This window comes from Pseudoalteromonas sp. Cn5-37, from assembly GCF_021532495.1.
GTDB classification, from domain to species: domain Bacteria; phylum Pseudomonadota; class Gammaproteobacteria; order Enterobacterales; family Alteromonadaceae; genus Pseudoalteromonas; species Pseudoalteromonas simplex.
The window spans coordinates 742,070-757,203 of the sequence record NZ_JAKGBA010000001.1; the positions used below are offsets into that span (position 1 = coordinate 742,070).

Below are 15,134 nucleotides of genomic sequence, written 5' to 3' on the forward strand. Positions count from 1 at the left end.
GTAGAACTAAAACTCTTCAAGTTTAGCGTTGGGATATCGCCAAGCGGTAAGGCAGCAGGTTTTGATCCTGCCATTCCCAGGTTCAAATCCTGGTATCCCAGCCAACTAACTCCCTTTTTAAACATATAATTTCTGACTTCTAATTTCTGACTTCTAATTTCTGACTTCTAATTTCTGACTTCTAATTTCTGACTTCTAATTTCTGACTTCTAATTTCTGACTTCTAATTTCTGACTTCTAATTTCTGACTAAATAAATATTCCCAATAAGAAAGAATCAAAAAAATTAACTTTTATGCAACTTTTTATTGACAAAGCTACCCTTATTGATACTCTAAAAGTGCTCAAAAAACGAGCTTATATTCTAATAAGGAAAGTTATATGAAAAAGTTATTTACAATTTTAACGCTAGTTAGTGGTCTATTTGCTACAAATGCCTTTGCAAATTCTGTATCGTGCTACGTAGATACAATGGCTTACGATAACTATACCCAAAATCATTGTTTTGGTGGTGAGACAAATCCTAACTGGGCACCGAAAGTTGCTTTTAAGGTTAATACCTCTAAAGAAGTTTCACGCGTTGAATGGGTATTTAGCGGTACTTACAACAGTGCAAGCGTTGCTGATTGTACTGGCACTACTTGTTTAGTTGATGTATACAAAGTTGAGAGTTCAGTAAGAGGATGTGTAGATAAAATTTATTACACAGACTACACATGGGCTGATGTAAATTGGTGTGCAGATGCGGAGTATATGTACTCTAGAAGTGGCAATTGGAATTAAAAGTAAGCTGTAAGGTACAAGTGCTATTAGGCACTTGTACTTCAAAATTTAAATTTTTAAAACAATGAATTTAACTTAATGTCCCGCTAATCGCATATTTTAAAACCCAGTTCTTTGCAGGGCCTGTGTTATTAGCAAGCTTTAAAAACTTACTGCGCACCCAGCTCAGTGGTTTAATCTCGTTTGAAAAACCAAAATAACATGCATCCATCATGCTCATCATTAGTAAATTAGCGTGGCGGCGTTTTTTCTCGTAGCGCTTTAATAATGCTTGCTGACCAACATCAGGTTGATCTGCCAAAATATCTGCCAGTGCTACCACATCTTGAAAGCCTAGGTTCACACCTTGCCCAGCAAGCGGGTTAATTGTGTGCGCCGAATCACCCACTAAAACTAAACGTCCGTACGAGTAATCATTGGCGTGTTGGCGTGCAAGTGGAAAAACAGCATGCTCAAGTAATTCAAAGTCGCCCGGTAGTTCAGGAAAATGTTCAATGAGTTTTGCTTTAAGTTGCTCATTCGACAACTTTTGCCACTGCTTTAAAACCGCAGCATCGTGATAACAAATTAAATTAGCATAAGGCGCCTGCATCGGTAAAAATGCTACTGGGCCGCTTGGCGTAAATTGTTGCCACGTTTTTACCTGCTGCGGGGCATCTAATTTGATTAACACGCCCATGCAATGCTGGCCATATTGCCAACCCGTTACACCTAAACCAGCTTTAGTTCGCAATTGTGACTGTCCACCATCTGCAGCAACAACTAAATCAGCGGTATATTGAGTATCGCCATAATGTAAGGTGATTGAATCAGCCGTTTGAGTAATATCCGTAATGGCTGTTAGTTGCTCTATCACTTCGATATTGTACTTGGCGAATTGCTGCCAAAGACTTGCTTGAATTAAATTATTTTCGATTAAATGACCTAAATGCGTTTCGCCAATTTCATGGCAATCAAACAATAAATTCTCGCCTTGTTGCTGGTAGGCCTCTAATTGTTGATAAGGTGCGATACGATTTTGTCTTAGTAACGGCATTGCACCAAGCTCATCGAGTAAATTTTCTGAAAAACGATTAATAGCCGAAATGCGAATATCTACCTTATCTGAGCTTAAAATATGATCAGCATCGATAAGGTGCTTTTCGATAACGGTGACATCCCTACCCTGCTTGGCCAGTTTTACAGCAGTAGCAGCACCTACCATGCCGCCACCGACAACAATTACCTTATTTTTATTCATTTAATATTCGCTCATTTGGCTATTTAAATACGGGATAAATTGTAACGTAATTCAATATTGCGTGTCAGTGCATTTACCGCTTATGAATTTCAAAACAGTGACTTGTTTGATTTCACACCACAAAGATAAAAACTATACTTGGATCTGTGCGGGTATCCAGCTAAAATACGCGTCCTTTAAGTCGGCATACTTGCCACTTAATCCTGTTTCTAACACATTTTTGTGTCACTACCGAATTGAAAACGAGGCTATATTTCAATGAGTAAAAAGCTGCATATTAAAACCTGGGGTTGTCAGATGAACGAGTACGACTCTCAGAAAATGGCTGATCTACTAGATGCGACTAACGGCTATCAGTTAACTGAAGAAGCTGAAGACGCTGACGTGATCTTACTCAATACCTGTTCAATCCGTGAAAAGGCACAAGAGAAAGTATTCCATCAGCTAGGCCGTTGGAAACTATTAAAAGACGACAAACCAGAGTTAATCATTGGTGTTGGTGGCTGTGTTGCATCGCAAGAAGGTGATTCAATTCGTCAACGTGCACCGTTTGTTGATGTAATCTTTGGCCCGCAAACATTACACCGCTTACCAGAAATGATTAAGCAAGTGCAAAGTGGTGACAGCAGCTCGGTAGTTGACGTTTCATTCCCTGAGATTGAAAAGTTCGACCGTTTACCTGAGCCAAAAGCGGAAGGCCCTACTGCGTTTGTATCAATTATGGAAGGTTGTTCTAAATACTGTACATTCTGCGTAGTGCCTTATACGCGTGGTGAAGAAGTAAGCCGCCCTCTTGATGACGTATTACTTGAAGTTGCCCAACTTGCAGAGCAAGGTGTTCGCGAAGTAAACCTACTTGGTCAAAACGTAAATGCGTATCGTGGTGAAACTCACGACGGTGAAATTTGTTACTTCTCTGATTTATTACGTTATGTCGCTGCGATTGACGGTATTGACCGCATTCGTTATACCACATCGCACCCAGTAGAATTTACGCCAGATATCATTGATGCGTACGCAGACGTACCTGAGCTTGTTGACCACCTACACTTACCAGTGCAAAGTGGTTCAGACCGTGTTCTTAACCTTATGAAACGTGGTCACACTGCACTCGAGTACAAATCTACGATTCGTAAGTTACGTAAAATTCGCCCTAACCTAAGCATGTCTTCAGACTTCATCATTGGTTTCCCAGGCGAAAGCAAAGCGGACTTTGAAGCAACTATGAACCTTATCAATGACATTGGTTTTGATATGAGCTTTAGCTTCATCTACAGTGCGCGCCCTGGTACGCCTGCTGCTGATTTACCAGATGACGTAACAGAGCAAGAGAAAAAAGAACGTTTATACATTCTGCAAAACCGTATCACGCAAATGGCGCAGCAAATCAGCCGCCAAATGTTTGATACAGAACAGCGTATCCTAGTTGAAGGTCCTTCTAAGAAGAACCCAATGGAATTACGTGGCCGTACTGAGAACAACCGAGTGGTTAACTTTGAAGGCCCTCACTCAGTGATCGGTCAATTCGTTGATGTACGTATTACAGAAGCATTGCCAAACTCTTTACGTGGTGAATTAATTCGTACAGAATCAGAAATGAACTTACGCCGTGATGTGGCACCTTCAGCTATTTTAAATAAAGCTGCTGAAGCTGAGGCCGCTACGGCCCCTAACGAAATTGGCGTTGCTACTTTCGTACCTTAGGGTGACACTTGGTGCAGGCACAGCCTGCACCCATCAATAGGAAGCAATTTTGAGTAATCAGTTAAAAACATTAGAGATTTATTTAGAACCCGCCGACAACAAACGCCTTTCATCTTTATGTGGTCCGTTTGACGAAAACATTAAGCAAATTGAACGCCGCCTTGGTGTTGAGATTGCACACCGTGATAATTTCTTCAGAGTAACCGGTAAACTGCACCTTGCAGCAGCGGCTGTTGAGATACTAAAAAACCTCTATATTGAAACTCAACCTATTCGCGGCCTGATTGGCGAGATTGAACCTGAAGCCGTACATTTGGCAATTAGCGAATCAAATGCGCTTGAGCAAGATGAAAACCCAGGTGTATATGGCAAAGACATGGTGATTAAAACTCGCCGTGGCGTTATTAAACCGCGCAATGATAATCAAGGCGTGTATGTTGCAAATATTTTGCACCACGATATTACCTTTGGTATTGGCCCAGCCGGTACAGGTAAAACTTATTTAGCGGTTGCTGCAGCCGTTGATGCCTTAGAGCGTCAAGAAATTCGCCGTATTTTATTAACTCGACCTGCGGTTGAAGCTGGTGAAAAACTAGGCTTTTTACCAGGTGACTTAAGCCAAAAAATCGACCCGTATTTACGCCCTCTATACGATGCATTATTTGAAATGCTGGGTTTTGAGCGTGTAGAAAAGCTAATTGAGAAAAACGTGATTGAAGTTGCGCCACTTGCTTACATGCGTGGTCGTACGCTAAATGACGCGTTTATTATTCTCGATGAAAGCCAAAACACCACAGCAGAACAAATGAAAATGTTCTTAACCCGTATTGGTTTTAATTCAAAAGCGGTGATCACCGGTGATATTACACAAGTCGATTTACCACGCGGTGCCCGCTCAGGCCTACGTCATGCCATCGAAGTATTAAACGGTGTCGATGAAATTAGCTTTAACTTCTTCCAATCACACGATGTGGTTCGCCACCCGGTTGTTGCTCGTATCGTTGAAGCTTATGAGCGAAACGATGAAGCAGAACGTTTAAAACGTGCAGAGAAGCAACGTGCGAAAGAAGCGCAAGCAAACCAACAAGAAGCAAACTCGTGACCGAATTAGATTTACAAATAGCCTGTGAGTTTGACGACTTACCAAGCTTTGAACAATTCCAGCTATGGGCTGACAAGGCCCTTAGCAACTACCGTGAAGATGCAGAGCTGACTATAGTGATCAGCGATGAAGCACAAAGCCAGCAGCTCAACAATGATTACCGCGGCAAAGATAAACCGACTAATGTCTTATCTTTTCCATTTGAAGCACCACCGGGCATTGAGTTACCTTTAGTGGGTGATTTAATCATTTGCCCAGCTATTGTTTTAGCCGAGTCAATTGAGCAAGAAAAAACCTTTCACGACCATTTTGCCCATATGGTTATCCATGGATGCTTGCATTTACTTGGATTTGACCATATAAAGGACGAAGATGCACTTGAAATGGAAAGCATAGAAAAGCAATTACTTGCCGATCTGAACATCGCTGACCCATATCGAGACGATATTTAAATTAACGGAGCAATTAGACGCAATGAGCGACGACAACTCGCAAACTAGCCAGGGTTCTTCTGGCAAAACGTGGCTGGGCCGCATAGCCCAAATGTTGCAAGGGGAACCCCAGAATAGAGAAGAGCTGGTAGAAGTAATTGCCGATGCGCAAGAACGCGACCTTATCGACCCTGAAACCAAAGATATGATTGAAGGGGTGCTAGGTGTATCAGAGCTAAAAGTGCGGGACATCATGATCCCACGCTCGCAAATGGTAACCTTAGAGGTTGATACACCATTAGAAGAGCTATTACCTATGATGGTTGATTCAACACATTCACGTTTTCCCGTGGTATGTGAAGACAAAGACCATGTTGAAGGTATTTTATTAGCAAAAGATTTATTACCACTGATCATCAACAAAGATGAGCAACTGCCTTCTTTACGTGAATATTTGCGTCCTGCAGTTGTAGTGCCTGAAAGTAAACGTGTAGACACGCTGCTTAATGAGTTCCGTCAACAACGTTACCACATGGCGATTGTTATTGATGAGTATGGTGGTGTGTCTGGTCTTGTCACTATCGAAGATATCCTTGAAATCATCGTGGGTGAAATCGAAGACGAGCACGATGAAAGTGAAGACCTACAAGATATTCGCCAAGTTGCAAAGCACGTTTACGCTGTGCAAGCACTGACTGAAGTTGATGACTTTAACGAGTATTTTAAAACTGGTTACAGCACCTCAGATGCTGACACTATAGGTGGTATTGTTTTACATGCATTTGGTCACATGCCAAGTCGTGGTGAAACAATCGAGGTAGAAGGCTTACAATTTAAAGTCACTAACGCAGATAACCGCCGTATCTTACAATTGCAAGTCACCATTCCAAAGGCTGATGATAACGACAGTGAAGAAACTGCTAACTAACCTAAGTCACCTTGCAAAAGATAAAAAAGCCTGGCTCGCACTTGTTGCGGGCCTCTTTTTAACCTTGAGTTACGCCCCCTATAACCTATGGTTTATAACTTTTCTTTCCATTGGTGCTCTACTCTACTGCATTAACCCTCTCGCAAACGGTAAATTAGCAGCTAAGCAAAGTGCTAAATATGGCTTTATATTTGGTTTAGGTTGGTTTGGTGCAGGTATAAGCTGGGTGCATGTATCAATAGCGACCTTTGGTGGCATGCCATTAATCGCATCACTTTCGTTAATGGTGCTGCTTTGTGCTTATTTAGCCCTTTATCCTGCATTAGCTACTTGGCTGGCAACACGCCTTGCTACAGGCCCATACAGCTTTATATGTTGGTTACTTGCCGCTGTAGCTACTACAGAGTACTTACGTGGCACATTGCTAACAGGCTTTCCGTGGTTGAGCTTTGGTTACACACAAACCGATAGCCCACTCAATTTTTTAGCCCCAGTAATTGGCGAGTTTGGTATTACACAGGTATGCGTGCTTATTGCATTTGCTTTATATCGCCTAGCAAATAAAGATGGTAAACCTCTTATCGCCTCTGTAGCCCTATTAGCTGGCTTATATACGATTGCAAGCAGCAGCCAGCTACACTACCAAGATAAAACTATTAAAACTGTACTGGTGCAGGGTAATATTAAACAGCATCTTCGCTTTGAGCCGTCTGAGTTTTGGACGACGATGAGCAAATACCAAGATATGACTCGCCTGCATTGGAATGCTGATTTAATTGTTTGGCCAGAAGCTGCTGTGCCGGAGCTTGAAGCATTATCAACCGAGTATTTAACAGGCCTTGATAGTGCTGCAACGTTTAATGACACAGCACTTATTACCGGTATCGTTGATTACCAATACGACACACGTAACATTTTTAATACCTTAATAGTGCTTGGTAAAAAAGAACACGATGACAGCGAAGGCCACTATCAATATTTAGGTAAAAACCGCTACCAAAAGCATCAGTTATTACCTATTGGTGAATTTGTGCCGTTTCAGGACTTCTTGCGTCCAATTGCGCCACTGTTTGATTTACCTATGTCATCTTTCACTCGCGGTGATGAAGTGCAAAACAATTTACGCGCAAATGGTTTAAATATTTTACCGGCTATTTGCTATGAAATTGCCTTTGCCGACTTAGTTCGTGGTAATTATCGCAGTGACTCCGACATTTTATTCACTGTGAGTAACGATGCATGGTTCGGTGACTCACATGGCCCGCATCAGCACATGCAAATAGCGCGTATGCGCGCCTTAGAGTTACAGCGCCCGCTAATCCGCGTGACGAATAACGGTATTAGCGCCGTTTACGACCCTATCGCTAAATCACAATTATCTATGCCACAATTTAAAGCGGATGTACTTGAGGCCAATATCACTTTGATTAAAGGCGATAGTATCTATAGCCAATACGGCAATTGGCCAGTGTGGGCAGTAGTGATATTACTGAGTGCTGTTGGTGTATTTGTTAGGGTTAAGAAATAACACCTAAGAAATGAACATTAATAATTTTTGGTCAAATCTTAACCGACAACCACCTACTAAGTAGGTGGTTCAAAACCAGAAAACCAATCTCAATACTAGCATTGATAAGTATAAATTGTTCTATTTCCCTTAGTTTCAGTTTTAACAACTCGACAGCCGCCACCACCGCCACCGCCACCGCCACCGCCACCAAATGAAAGAATATAGTATCCGAATTTAACCTGCTCACCGCCACCATTTGAAAATACGAATCCTTTTCCATTTACCTGACTACGATTTAGTGGGATGGAATTATTGTCCCCATCTCTACCACCTAAGATATTGAATGACTCTGTTGTTTGATCTAACGTTACACTAATAAAGCCATTTCCAGTCTGTGCTAAATCATCACTGTAAAAGTTTATACGGACGTATACCTCTAACTTATTCATATTAGGAAACTTAATTGTTCGCATTGTTTGTGACAATATTCTGGTGAGTCCAGACGTTTTCCCGCCAAAATAAAAATCATAAACATCATTTCGAACAAAACTGTACACTAAAAAATCATACGGACTACCTTTTACATCTATTTCCTTTCCTAACGCATAATTATCATTAGAGCTGGGGCTAGATTGCATGGTCGTATGATTATTTTTCCGCATGTTTGTCCCTTGAGCGAGCATGCTTTTTTCAGAAGCCTGTGTTACCACACGGACTAATTCTTTCCGATATTCGTAAAGGAGCGCTAAATCGTGAAGCTCATTACTGCTCAAGCTAGTTTCATAAACATCTGCAACTGGTTCACCAAAGCGGTCCTCAGAGTAGTAGGTATCGAACTTTGTAGCCCGTTCATTGATCATATCAACAACAATTATTGCTTCAGTATTATAATTAGTACTAAACCTTGCTACTCTTTCTTGTTGGCTCTTTGAACAATTGTTACAAATTTCAACATTTGCCTGACCAAATACAGACAAAGATACACCAGTAAAAAGACCAACAATCAATAACATTATAATTTTGTTCATAAAAAATCCCTTATATTTTAAAAACGAAATAAATAAAACCATCTACATATACATATACATATACATATACATATACATATACATATACATATACATATACATATACATATACATATACATATACATATACATATACATATACATATACATATACATATACATATACAATCAGAATATTCCTAAAATCTGAAAGTCAGCGAACAAAACGATAAATTGCTAAAAAAGATATTTATTCATTAATCTTTATCAACTCTACATCAAATATAAGTAGCGAGCCTGCTGGAATACTGCCGACGCGTTTACGGCCGTAAGCAAGCTGAGGCGGGATATAAAAGGTAAATTTATCTCCTTCGCTCATGAGTTGTAAGCCTTCGGTCCAGCCTGCAATGACTTGGTTTAAACCAAAGCTAATTGGTGAGTTTCTTACCACTGAACTGTCAAAAACACTGCCATCCATAAGCGTACCGTGATAGTGAACCTTTACTTTACTGGTTGCACTTGGCTTTGTGTCATTACCAGAACTTTGCTCAATTTTGTATTGCAGCCCAGATGCGGTTTCATGAACATCGTCAGCTTTACTATTATTCGCTAAAAAGTCCGCGGCGAGTTTTTCATTTTCAAGGGCTTGTAGCTTCGCTTTTTTACTATTTTTAAAGATTAAAAAACAAAAAATACCAATGATCAGTAAAAGTATTAAATTAATCATTCTGCGTCCTTCTCATCGTCATTGTCGCCATTTACGATATCTGCAATATTGGCAAGCCTTGCTAAGGCTAGCGCGTTAATAGAGCCTTCAGGGTAACCTTCTGCGGTCATTTCACCTGCGTCTTTATCCATTAATAAGCTGAGAGCTTGATCAACCGTTTCAACGGCATAAATATTAAAGCGCCCTTTTTCAACCGCATCGAGTACTTCGTCATCAAGCACTAAATTAACTTGGTTTGATTTAGGAATAATCACCCCTTGCTCACCGGTTAAGCCACGCATTTTACAAAGCTTGAAGAAGCCTTCTATTTTCTCGTTTACACCACCAATTGATTGCACATCACCATGCTGGTTAATTGAACCTGTCAGTGCAATAGATTGGCTAATAGGTAAGTTTGTAATGGCTGATATAAGCGCACAGAGCTCTGCTAATGAGGCGCTATCACCGTCGATGTAGCCATAGCTTTGCTCTATTGCGATATTGGCACTGAGCGTTAGGCTAAATTGCTGAGCATACTTATTACCTAAGTAACCGGTTAATAGCATCACCCCTTTTGAGTGAATGGCTTTACCCAGCTCGGCTTCACGTTCAACGTCAATTACGCCATCTGCACCTGCGTATACAGTGGCTGTTATGCGTGCAGGTGTACCAAATGAGGTATCGCCAATGTGCAGCACAGTTAAGCCATTTACTTTGCCCACTGCGTGACCTTCGGTTGCAATTAAAATTTGCCCTTCTTTGATATCACTCAGCATAGTTTCTGAAATTTGCCCTGTGCGGTATTGCTTACCAACAATGGCTTCATCTATGTGATGAGCATCAATCACGGTTTGGCCATCTTGTTTGGCATAAAAACTGGCTTCTGCCACTAACTCTAATACATCTGCAAAGCGAGCTGAGAGCTTGTTATGGTGCTCAGCTTGGCGATAACTAAACTTTAGTAATCTTGCCATTGCAGCTTCATTTACGGTGCAATTAAGTGTTTGCTGACAATATTCAGTCACCTTGGTAATGAACTGATATTGCAGTTTATCGCTACTTGGTAAGTAATAATCAAAGTCAGCAAGTACACGGAATAACTCTGCAAACTCTTCGTCATATTCACCAATGGTGTAATAAAGGTCGCGAGAGCCTAGCAGCACTATTTTTACATCAAGAGGAATAAGCTGCGGACGTAACGTAAAGCTACTTCCCACAGAGCTGTCTTGATAGGGTAAGTCGTTTTTGATTTGATGCGTTTTTAGAGAAAGCTTAAGGCCATCCCACACTTGTGGGTTCGCCATGACTTTTTCAGCATCCATAATCAAATAGCCACCATTAGCACGGTGCAGTGCACCTGGCTGAATTGAACGGTAACTGGTGATAAGCGAGCCTTGTGAGGTCGCATATTCAATTTTGCCGAAAATATTGCCAAAGGTCGGGTTTGGCTCATACACCACAGGGGCTGCATCGCCCTCTTTGTATTCGACTAGAATATTTGGCGCAAAGAAGTCTGTGAGCATCCCTTTACGGTCAAAGTCTTCTTTATTTTCGTCGTTTTCATCATCGTCGAGCCATTCAAGTACCGCATCAATGATTTCTTCACGAATATCTTTTAAATAACGCAACACACCGATGTGCGTCGCGTATTTATGTTCAAGGGCTTTAATGAGTGGCTTAGTGGCAAGCTCAGCAGTTGATTTTTTAAGGTTACGCAGTTTTTCAGATGACTCTCGCTTCCAACGAGGAAGCTCAATTAATGCTTCGATTAACGCATCTTCAAGCTTTTCGATAACCTCATAAAATTCGATACGCAGTGGCTCATCAAGGGCTGAAAATTCACTGTCGCTCAGTTGTTTACCATTCACTAAAGGCGCAAATCCCACAACACCATTTTCTTCAATCAGTGCCACACTTTGCTCAAGTGCTGCAATTTCAACAGCAGTAATTGCCGCATCGTAAGTATCGGTAAACTCACGGTCGATTGACTTTTTCTTGCGTTGATAACCTGGGTTATCAAAAGCCGCTGGGAATGTATCGAGTACTTCGTCGATAAATGAATCTATATCGTCAGCTAACTGCTTTGATTGGCCTGCTTGCATGAATAACGCGATTGGCTCGCGGTGGTCATCATAGTTGTTAACATACAACCACTCATTAGGCGTTGGGCGGTCTTTTGAATGGGCTGTGAGTTTGTCTTTTACTAAGGTGTAACGACCATGAGCCGCTTCACCCATCACATAAACATTGTAACCCGGTAATTCCATGCCGAGTGAAAAGTCGAGGGCACTTTGTGCACGTTGCTGACCAATAAATGGCAACGCTTCTGGATATGGGTTTTGCATACAAGTCGCAACATGACTTGCTGCAATCTTAGGCGCTAACGCAGAAATAGGTAGAGGGATTAGTTTTTTTGTCATTCTAACTTCTTATTTCCCAGTCTTGACTGGGCATTATAGGTAACGCCCAGCACAAGCCTGCGTCACTGATTAAGGTTGTAATGCCTTACGGCGAAAATAAATACCGCCACATTCAGTACAAGGAGTAATTTGCGTAGCATGGTAAACATCGTAACTATGCTGACAATTTTTACATACTAATGTGCCCATGGCTATCCATTCTCCTTCCTGATAAACACCATTGTGTTGAAAATCTTGGTTTAAGGCCTGCCATTCGAGCTGAGTTTTATCTTCAATGTGCGATAACTCGTACCAAAGCGACTCTTTAAGCTCGAGCCATGCGAGTGAATCATAGTGACTGTCGTTTTCTTTGATGTGGTCGATATCGCGTTGTAGATAGTCACGATACTGATTGAGCTTTTCTTGCCCTAAGTCTTTAAGTGCTTGCTCTGATTCAACAAATTTTTCCATTGCATCTTTTAGCTCATGATCTTTTACGTCTTTGAGCCATGCACTTAAATCGCTAAGCCAAGATTTATAATCTGCCATCGTTTACTCCTTCAAAAATGATGAAAAATCAACCGTTATTCTAGTTGAGTATAGGTTAACCTGCCCTGAAAATATATTTCCTTGGAAAATTAACAAAAGCGCCTATTTGCCGCTGTGATTAGCATGTATTTTGGGTTATCCTTATCGACAATTTTTTATTAATTTGCAAGAAGTCTGGAATCGTAGATGCAAGAGCAATATAACCCGCAAGACATTGAGTCAAAAGTACAAGCCTATTGGGAAGAAAACCAAGTATTTAAAGTCACTGAAGATGAGAGCAAAGAAAAGTATTACTGCCTATCTATGTTCCCATACCCAAGCGGCCGACTCCACATGGGTCACGTTCGTAACTACACCATTGGTGACGTAGTATCACGCTTCCAACGCTTGCAAGGCAAAAACGTAATGCAACCTATGGGTTGGGATGCGTTTGGTCTACCAGCTGAAAATGCAGCAATTAAAAACAACACGGCCCCTGCTAAGTGGACTTACGAAAACATCGATTACATGCGTAACCAGTTAAAGCAACTAGGTTTTGGTTACGACTGGGATCGTGAAATCGCAACATGTCACCCAGAATACTACAAGTGGGAACAGTGGTTCTTCACTAAGCTTTACGAAAAAGGCTTAGTATACAAAAAGATGTCAACAGTTAACTGGGATCCAGTTGACCAAACTGTACTTGCTAACGAACAAGTTATTGATGGTCGTGGTTGGCGTTCAGGTGCAATTGTTGAGCAAAAAGAAATTCCACAATGGTTCATCAAAATCACTGATTACGCACAAGAGCTACTAGACGATTTAGATAAACTTGACCACTGGCCTGAGCAAGTTAAAACCATGCAGCGCAACTGGATTGGTCGCTCTGAAGGTTTAGAAATCGAATTTAAGCGTGCAGATAACGAAGATACATTCAGTGTTTATACAACGCGCCCAGATACCTTCATGGGTGTGACGTATGTAGCGGTTGCTGCCGGTCACCCAATTGCACAAGAAGCCGCTAAAAACAGCGACGCTGTAGCTATGTTTGTTGATGAGTGTAAAAACACGAAAATCGCTGAAGCAGACATGGCAACCATGGACAAAAAAGGCATTGCAACTGGCTTTTATGCTATTCATCCATTAACAGGTAAGCAAGTACCAATTTGGGTCGCTAACTTCGTATTAATGGATTACGGCTCAGGCGCTGTTATGGCTGTTCCTGCGCACGACCAACGTGACTACGAGTTTGCAACAGCGTATGGCCTTGAGATTGCTCAAGTTATCGCGCCAGCTGCAGGTTCTGAAGAAACGGTTGATTTAGACAACCATGCTTACACAGAAAAAGGCGTGTTAGTTAACTCGGGTGAGTTCGATGGCCTTGAATTTGAAGCAGCGTTTAATGCCGTTGCAGACAAACTAGAAGCGCTGGGTGTAGGTGAGCGTAAAGTTAATTTCCGTCTACGTGACTGGGGTGTTAGCCGTCAGCGTTACTGGGGCTCTCCAATCCCAATGCTTAGCGACGAAAATGGTGATGAGCTTGCAGCAACAGAAGACATGCTACCAGTTCGCTTACCAGAAGACGTAGTTATGAATGGTGTGACTTCACCAATCAAAGCTGATCCTGAGTGGGCTAAAACAACGGTAAATGGCGCGCCTGCATTCCACGAAACTGATACCTTCGATACCTTCATGGAGTCGTCTTGGTACTACGCTCGTTACTGTAGCCCACGTTTTGACGAAGGCATGATCGAGCCAGGTGCTGCAAATTACTGGTTACCAGTAAACCAATACATTGGTGGTATTGAGCATGCAATCTTGCACTTACTTTACTCGCGTTTCTTCCACAAACTATTACGTGACTTTGGTTTAGTAAACTCAGATGAGCCATTTGAGCGCTTATTATGTCAAGGCATGGTACTAGCTGATACTTTCTATCGTAAAGATGAGAAAGGCGGTGATATCTGGATTTCACCAACAGACGTTCAAACTGAAACAGACGACAAAGGTCGTGTTGTTAAAGCGTGGCACAAAGAAGATGGCGAGCCGGTATTTTCTGCGGGCATGAGCAAAATGTCGAAATCGAAAAACAACGGTATCGACCCGCAACAAGTTATCGCCCAGTACGGTGCAGATACAGTTCGTTTATTCATGATGTTCACTGCACCACCAGAGCAAACTCTTGAATGGTCTGATTCAGGTGTTGAAGGTGCAATGCGTTTCTTAAAACGTATTTGGAAATACGCTGTTGATGTTGAAACAGTAGGTTATCAAGCGCTTGATAAATCAGCGTTAAATAACGACCAAAAAGTACTTCGTCGTGAACTTCATAAAGCAATTGCAAAAGTGACTGATGACGTTGAACGTCGTCAAACGTTCAACACTGCAATCGCTGCAATCATGGAAATCTCGAACAAGTTACTTAAAGCACCACTTGCTGATAAACAAGATGTGGCAATTGCTAATGAAGCACTTGAAGCATTACTTATCATGCTTGCGCCTATCACACCGCACATGTGTCACCAGTTATGGCAAGACCTTGGCAAAGAAGGCGATATCTTAGATGCAGCATGGCCAACAGTTGATGAGTCAGCACTTGTTGAAGATGAGAAGCTAATCATTGTACAAGTTAACGGTAAGCTACGTGCTAAGTTAACAGTGCCTGCAGATGCAACCAAAGAGCAAGTTGAAGCATTAGCATTTGCTGAAGAAAACGTGACTAAGTTCACTGAAGGCGCGACTATCCGTAAAGTAATTTACGTACCTGGCAAACTACTTAACGTGGTTGCTAACTAAG

The 15,134-nt window shown here is 41.6% G+C and carries 12 protein-coding genes and 1 tRNA gene; 8 read left to right on the plus strand and 5 right to left on the minus strand.

Annotation, left to right across the window (positions count from 1 at the left end):
- Positions 1 to 29 precede the first annotated feature (29 nt).
- Together L1266_RS03415 and L1266_RS03420 are read left to right on the plus strand one after the other, a co-directional pair.
- Positions 30 to 104 (plus strand) — tRNA-Gln (locus L1266_RS03415).
- Positions 105 to 380: 276 nt separating this feature from the next.
- Positions 381 to 782 (plus strand): hypothetical protein, encoded by a 402-nt coding sequence (locus L1266_RS03420; RefSeq protein ID WP_235376858.1) that lies wholly within the window; start codon positions 381 to 383, stop codon positions 780 to 782.
- Positions 783 to 852: 70 nt separating this feature from the next.
- On the opposite strand, the gene L1266_RS03425 is transcribed toward L1266_RS03420, so the two are convergent.
- Positions 853 to 2,022, minus strand: a complete 1,170-nt coding sequence (locus L1266_RS03425) for an FAD-dependent oxidoreductase (protein WP_235376859.1) — start codon at positions 2,020 to 2,022, stop codon at positions 853 to 855.
- A gap of 258 nt (positions 2,023 to 2,280) precedes the next feature.
- Between L1266_RS03425 and miaB the strand changes: the two genes are divergently transcribed.
- Genes miaB through lnt form a run of 5 tightly spaced genes read left to right on the plus strand, consistent with a single transcriptional unit; the run spans position 2,281 to position 7,715 of the window.
- Positions 2,281 to 3,726: a tRNA (N6-isopentenyl adenosine(37)-C2)-methylthiotransferase MiaB gene (gene miaB, locus L1266_RS03430; RefSeq protein ID WP_054551657.1), complete on the plus strand. Its 1,446-nt coding sequence runs from the start codon at positions 2,281 to 2,283 to the stop codon at positions 3,724 to 3,726.
- A 49-nt stretch (positions 3,727 to 3,775) separates the two neighbouring features.
- Positions 3,776 to 4,828, plus strand: a complete 1,053-nt coding sequence (locus tag L1266_RS03435) for a PhoH family protein (RefSeq protein ID WP_054551658.1) — start codon at positions 3,776 to 3,778, stop codon at positions 4,826 to 4,828.
- Positions 4,825 to 5,280, plus strand: a complete 456-nt coding sequence (gene ybeY, locus L1266_RS03440) for an rRNA maturation RNase YbeY (protein WP_054551659.1) — start codon at positions 4,825 to 4,827, stop codon at positions 5,278 to 5,280. Before L1266_RS03435 ends, ybeY begins: the two co-directional genes overlap by 4 nt.
- A 22-nt stretch (positions 5,281 to 5,302) precedes the next feature.
- The gene (gene corC, locus L1266_RS03445; RefSeq protein ID WP_054551660.1) at positions 5,303 to 6,187 is read left to right on the plus strand and encodes a CNNM family magnesium/cobalt transport protein CorC; all 885 of its coding nucleotides are present in this window, start codon (positions 5,303 to 5,305) and stop codon (positions 6,185 to 6,187) included.
- On the plus strand, positions 6,168 to 7,715 hold the full coding sequence (lnt, locus tag L1266_RS03450; RefSeq protein WP_235376860.1) for an apolipoprotein N-acyltransferase: 1,548 nt from the start codon (positions 6,168 to 6,170) through the stop codon (positions 7,713 to 7,715). The genes corC and lnt overlap by 20 nt, the downstream gene beginning before the upstream one ends.
- A 95-nt stretch (positions 7,716 to 7,810) precedes the next feature.
- Here lnt and L1266_RS03455 read toward each other — a convergent pair whose 3' ends face one another.
- The 4 genes from L1266_RS03455 to L1266_RS03470 form a co-directional block, all read right to left on the minus strand.
- The gene (locus L1266_RS03455; protein WP_235376861.1) at positions 7,811 to 8,725 is read right to left on the minus strand and encodes a hypothetical protein; all 915 of its coding nucleotides are present in this window, start codon (positions 8,723 to 8,725) and stop codon (positions 7,811 to 7,813) included.
- A 229-nt stretch (positions 8,726 to 8,954) separates the two neighbouring features.
- Complete coding sequence (locus tag L1266_RS03460) at positions 8,955 to 9,431, minus strand: FKBP-type peptidyl-prolyl cis-trans isomerase (RefSeq protein ID WP_235376862.1); 477 nt, start codon at positions 9,429 to 9,431, stop codon at positions 8,955 to 8,957.
- Positions 9,428 to 11,830, minus strand: a complete 2,403-nt coding sequence (locus L1266_RS03465) for a Lon protease family protein (protein ID WP_062564353.1) — start codon at positions 11,828 to 11,830, stop codon at positions 9,428 to 9,430. Before L1266_RS03465 ends, L1266_RS03460 begins: the two co-directional genes overlap by 4 nt.
- A gap of 69 nt (positions 11,831 to 11,899) precedes the next feature.
- On the minus strand, positions 11,900 to 12,358 hold the full coding sequence (locus L1266_RS03470; RefSeq protein WP_054551664.1) for a zinc ribbon-containing protein: 459 nt from the start codon (positions 12,356 to 12,358) through the stop codon (positions 11,900 to 11,902).
- 186 nt (positions 12,359 to 12,544) lie between these two features.
- Between L1266_RS03470 and leuS the strand changes: the two genes are divergently transcribed.
- Positions 12,545 to 15,133 carry a leucine--tRNA ligase gene (gene leuS, locus L1266_RS03475; protein WP_235376864.1) on the plus strand — a complete coding sequence of 863 codons (2,589 nt, stop codon included), beginning with the start codon at positions 12,545 to 12,547 and terminating at the stop codon, positions 15,131 to 15,133.
- Position 15,134: the final 1 nt, after the last annotated feature.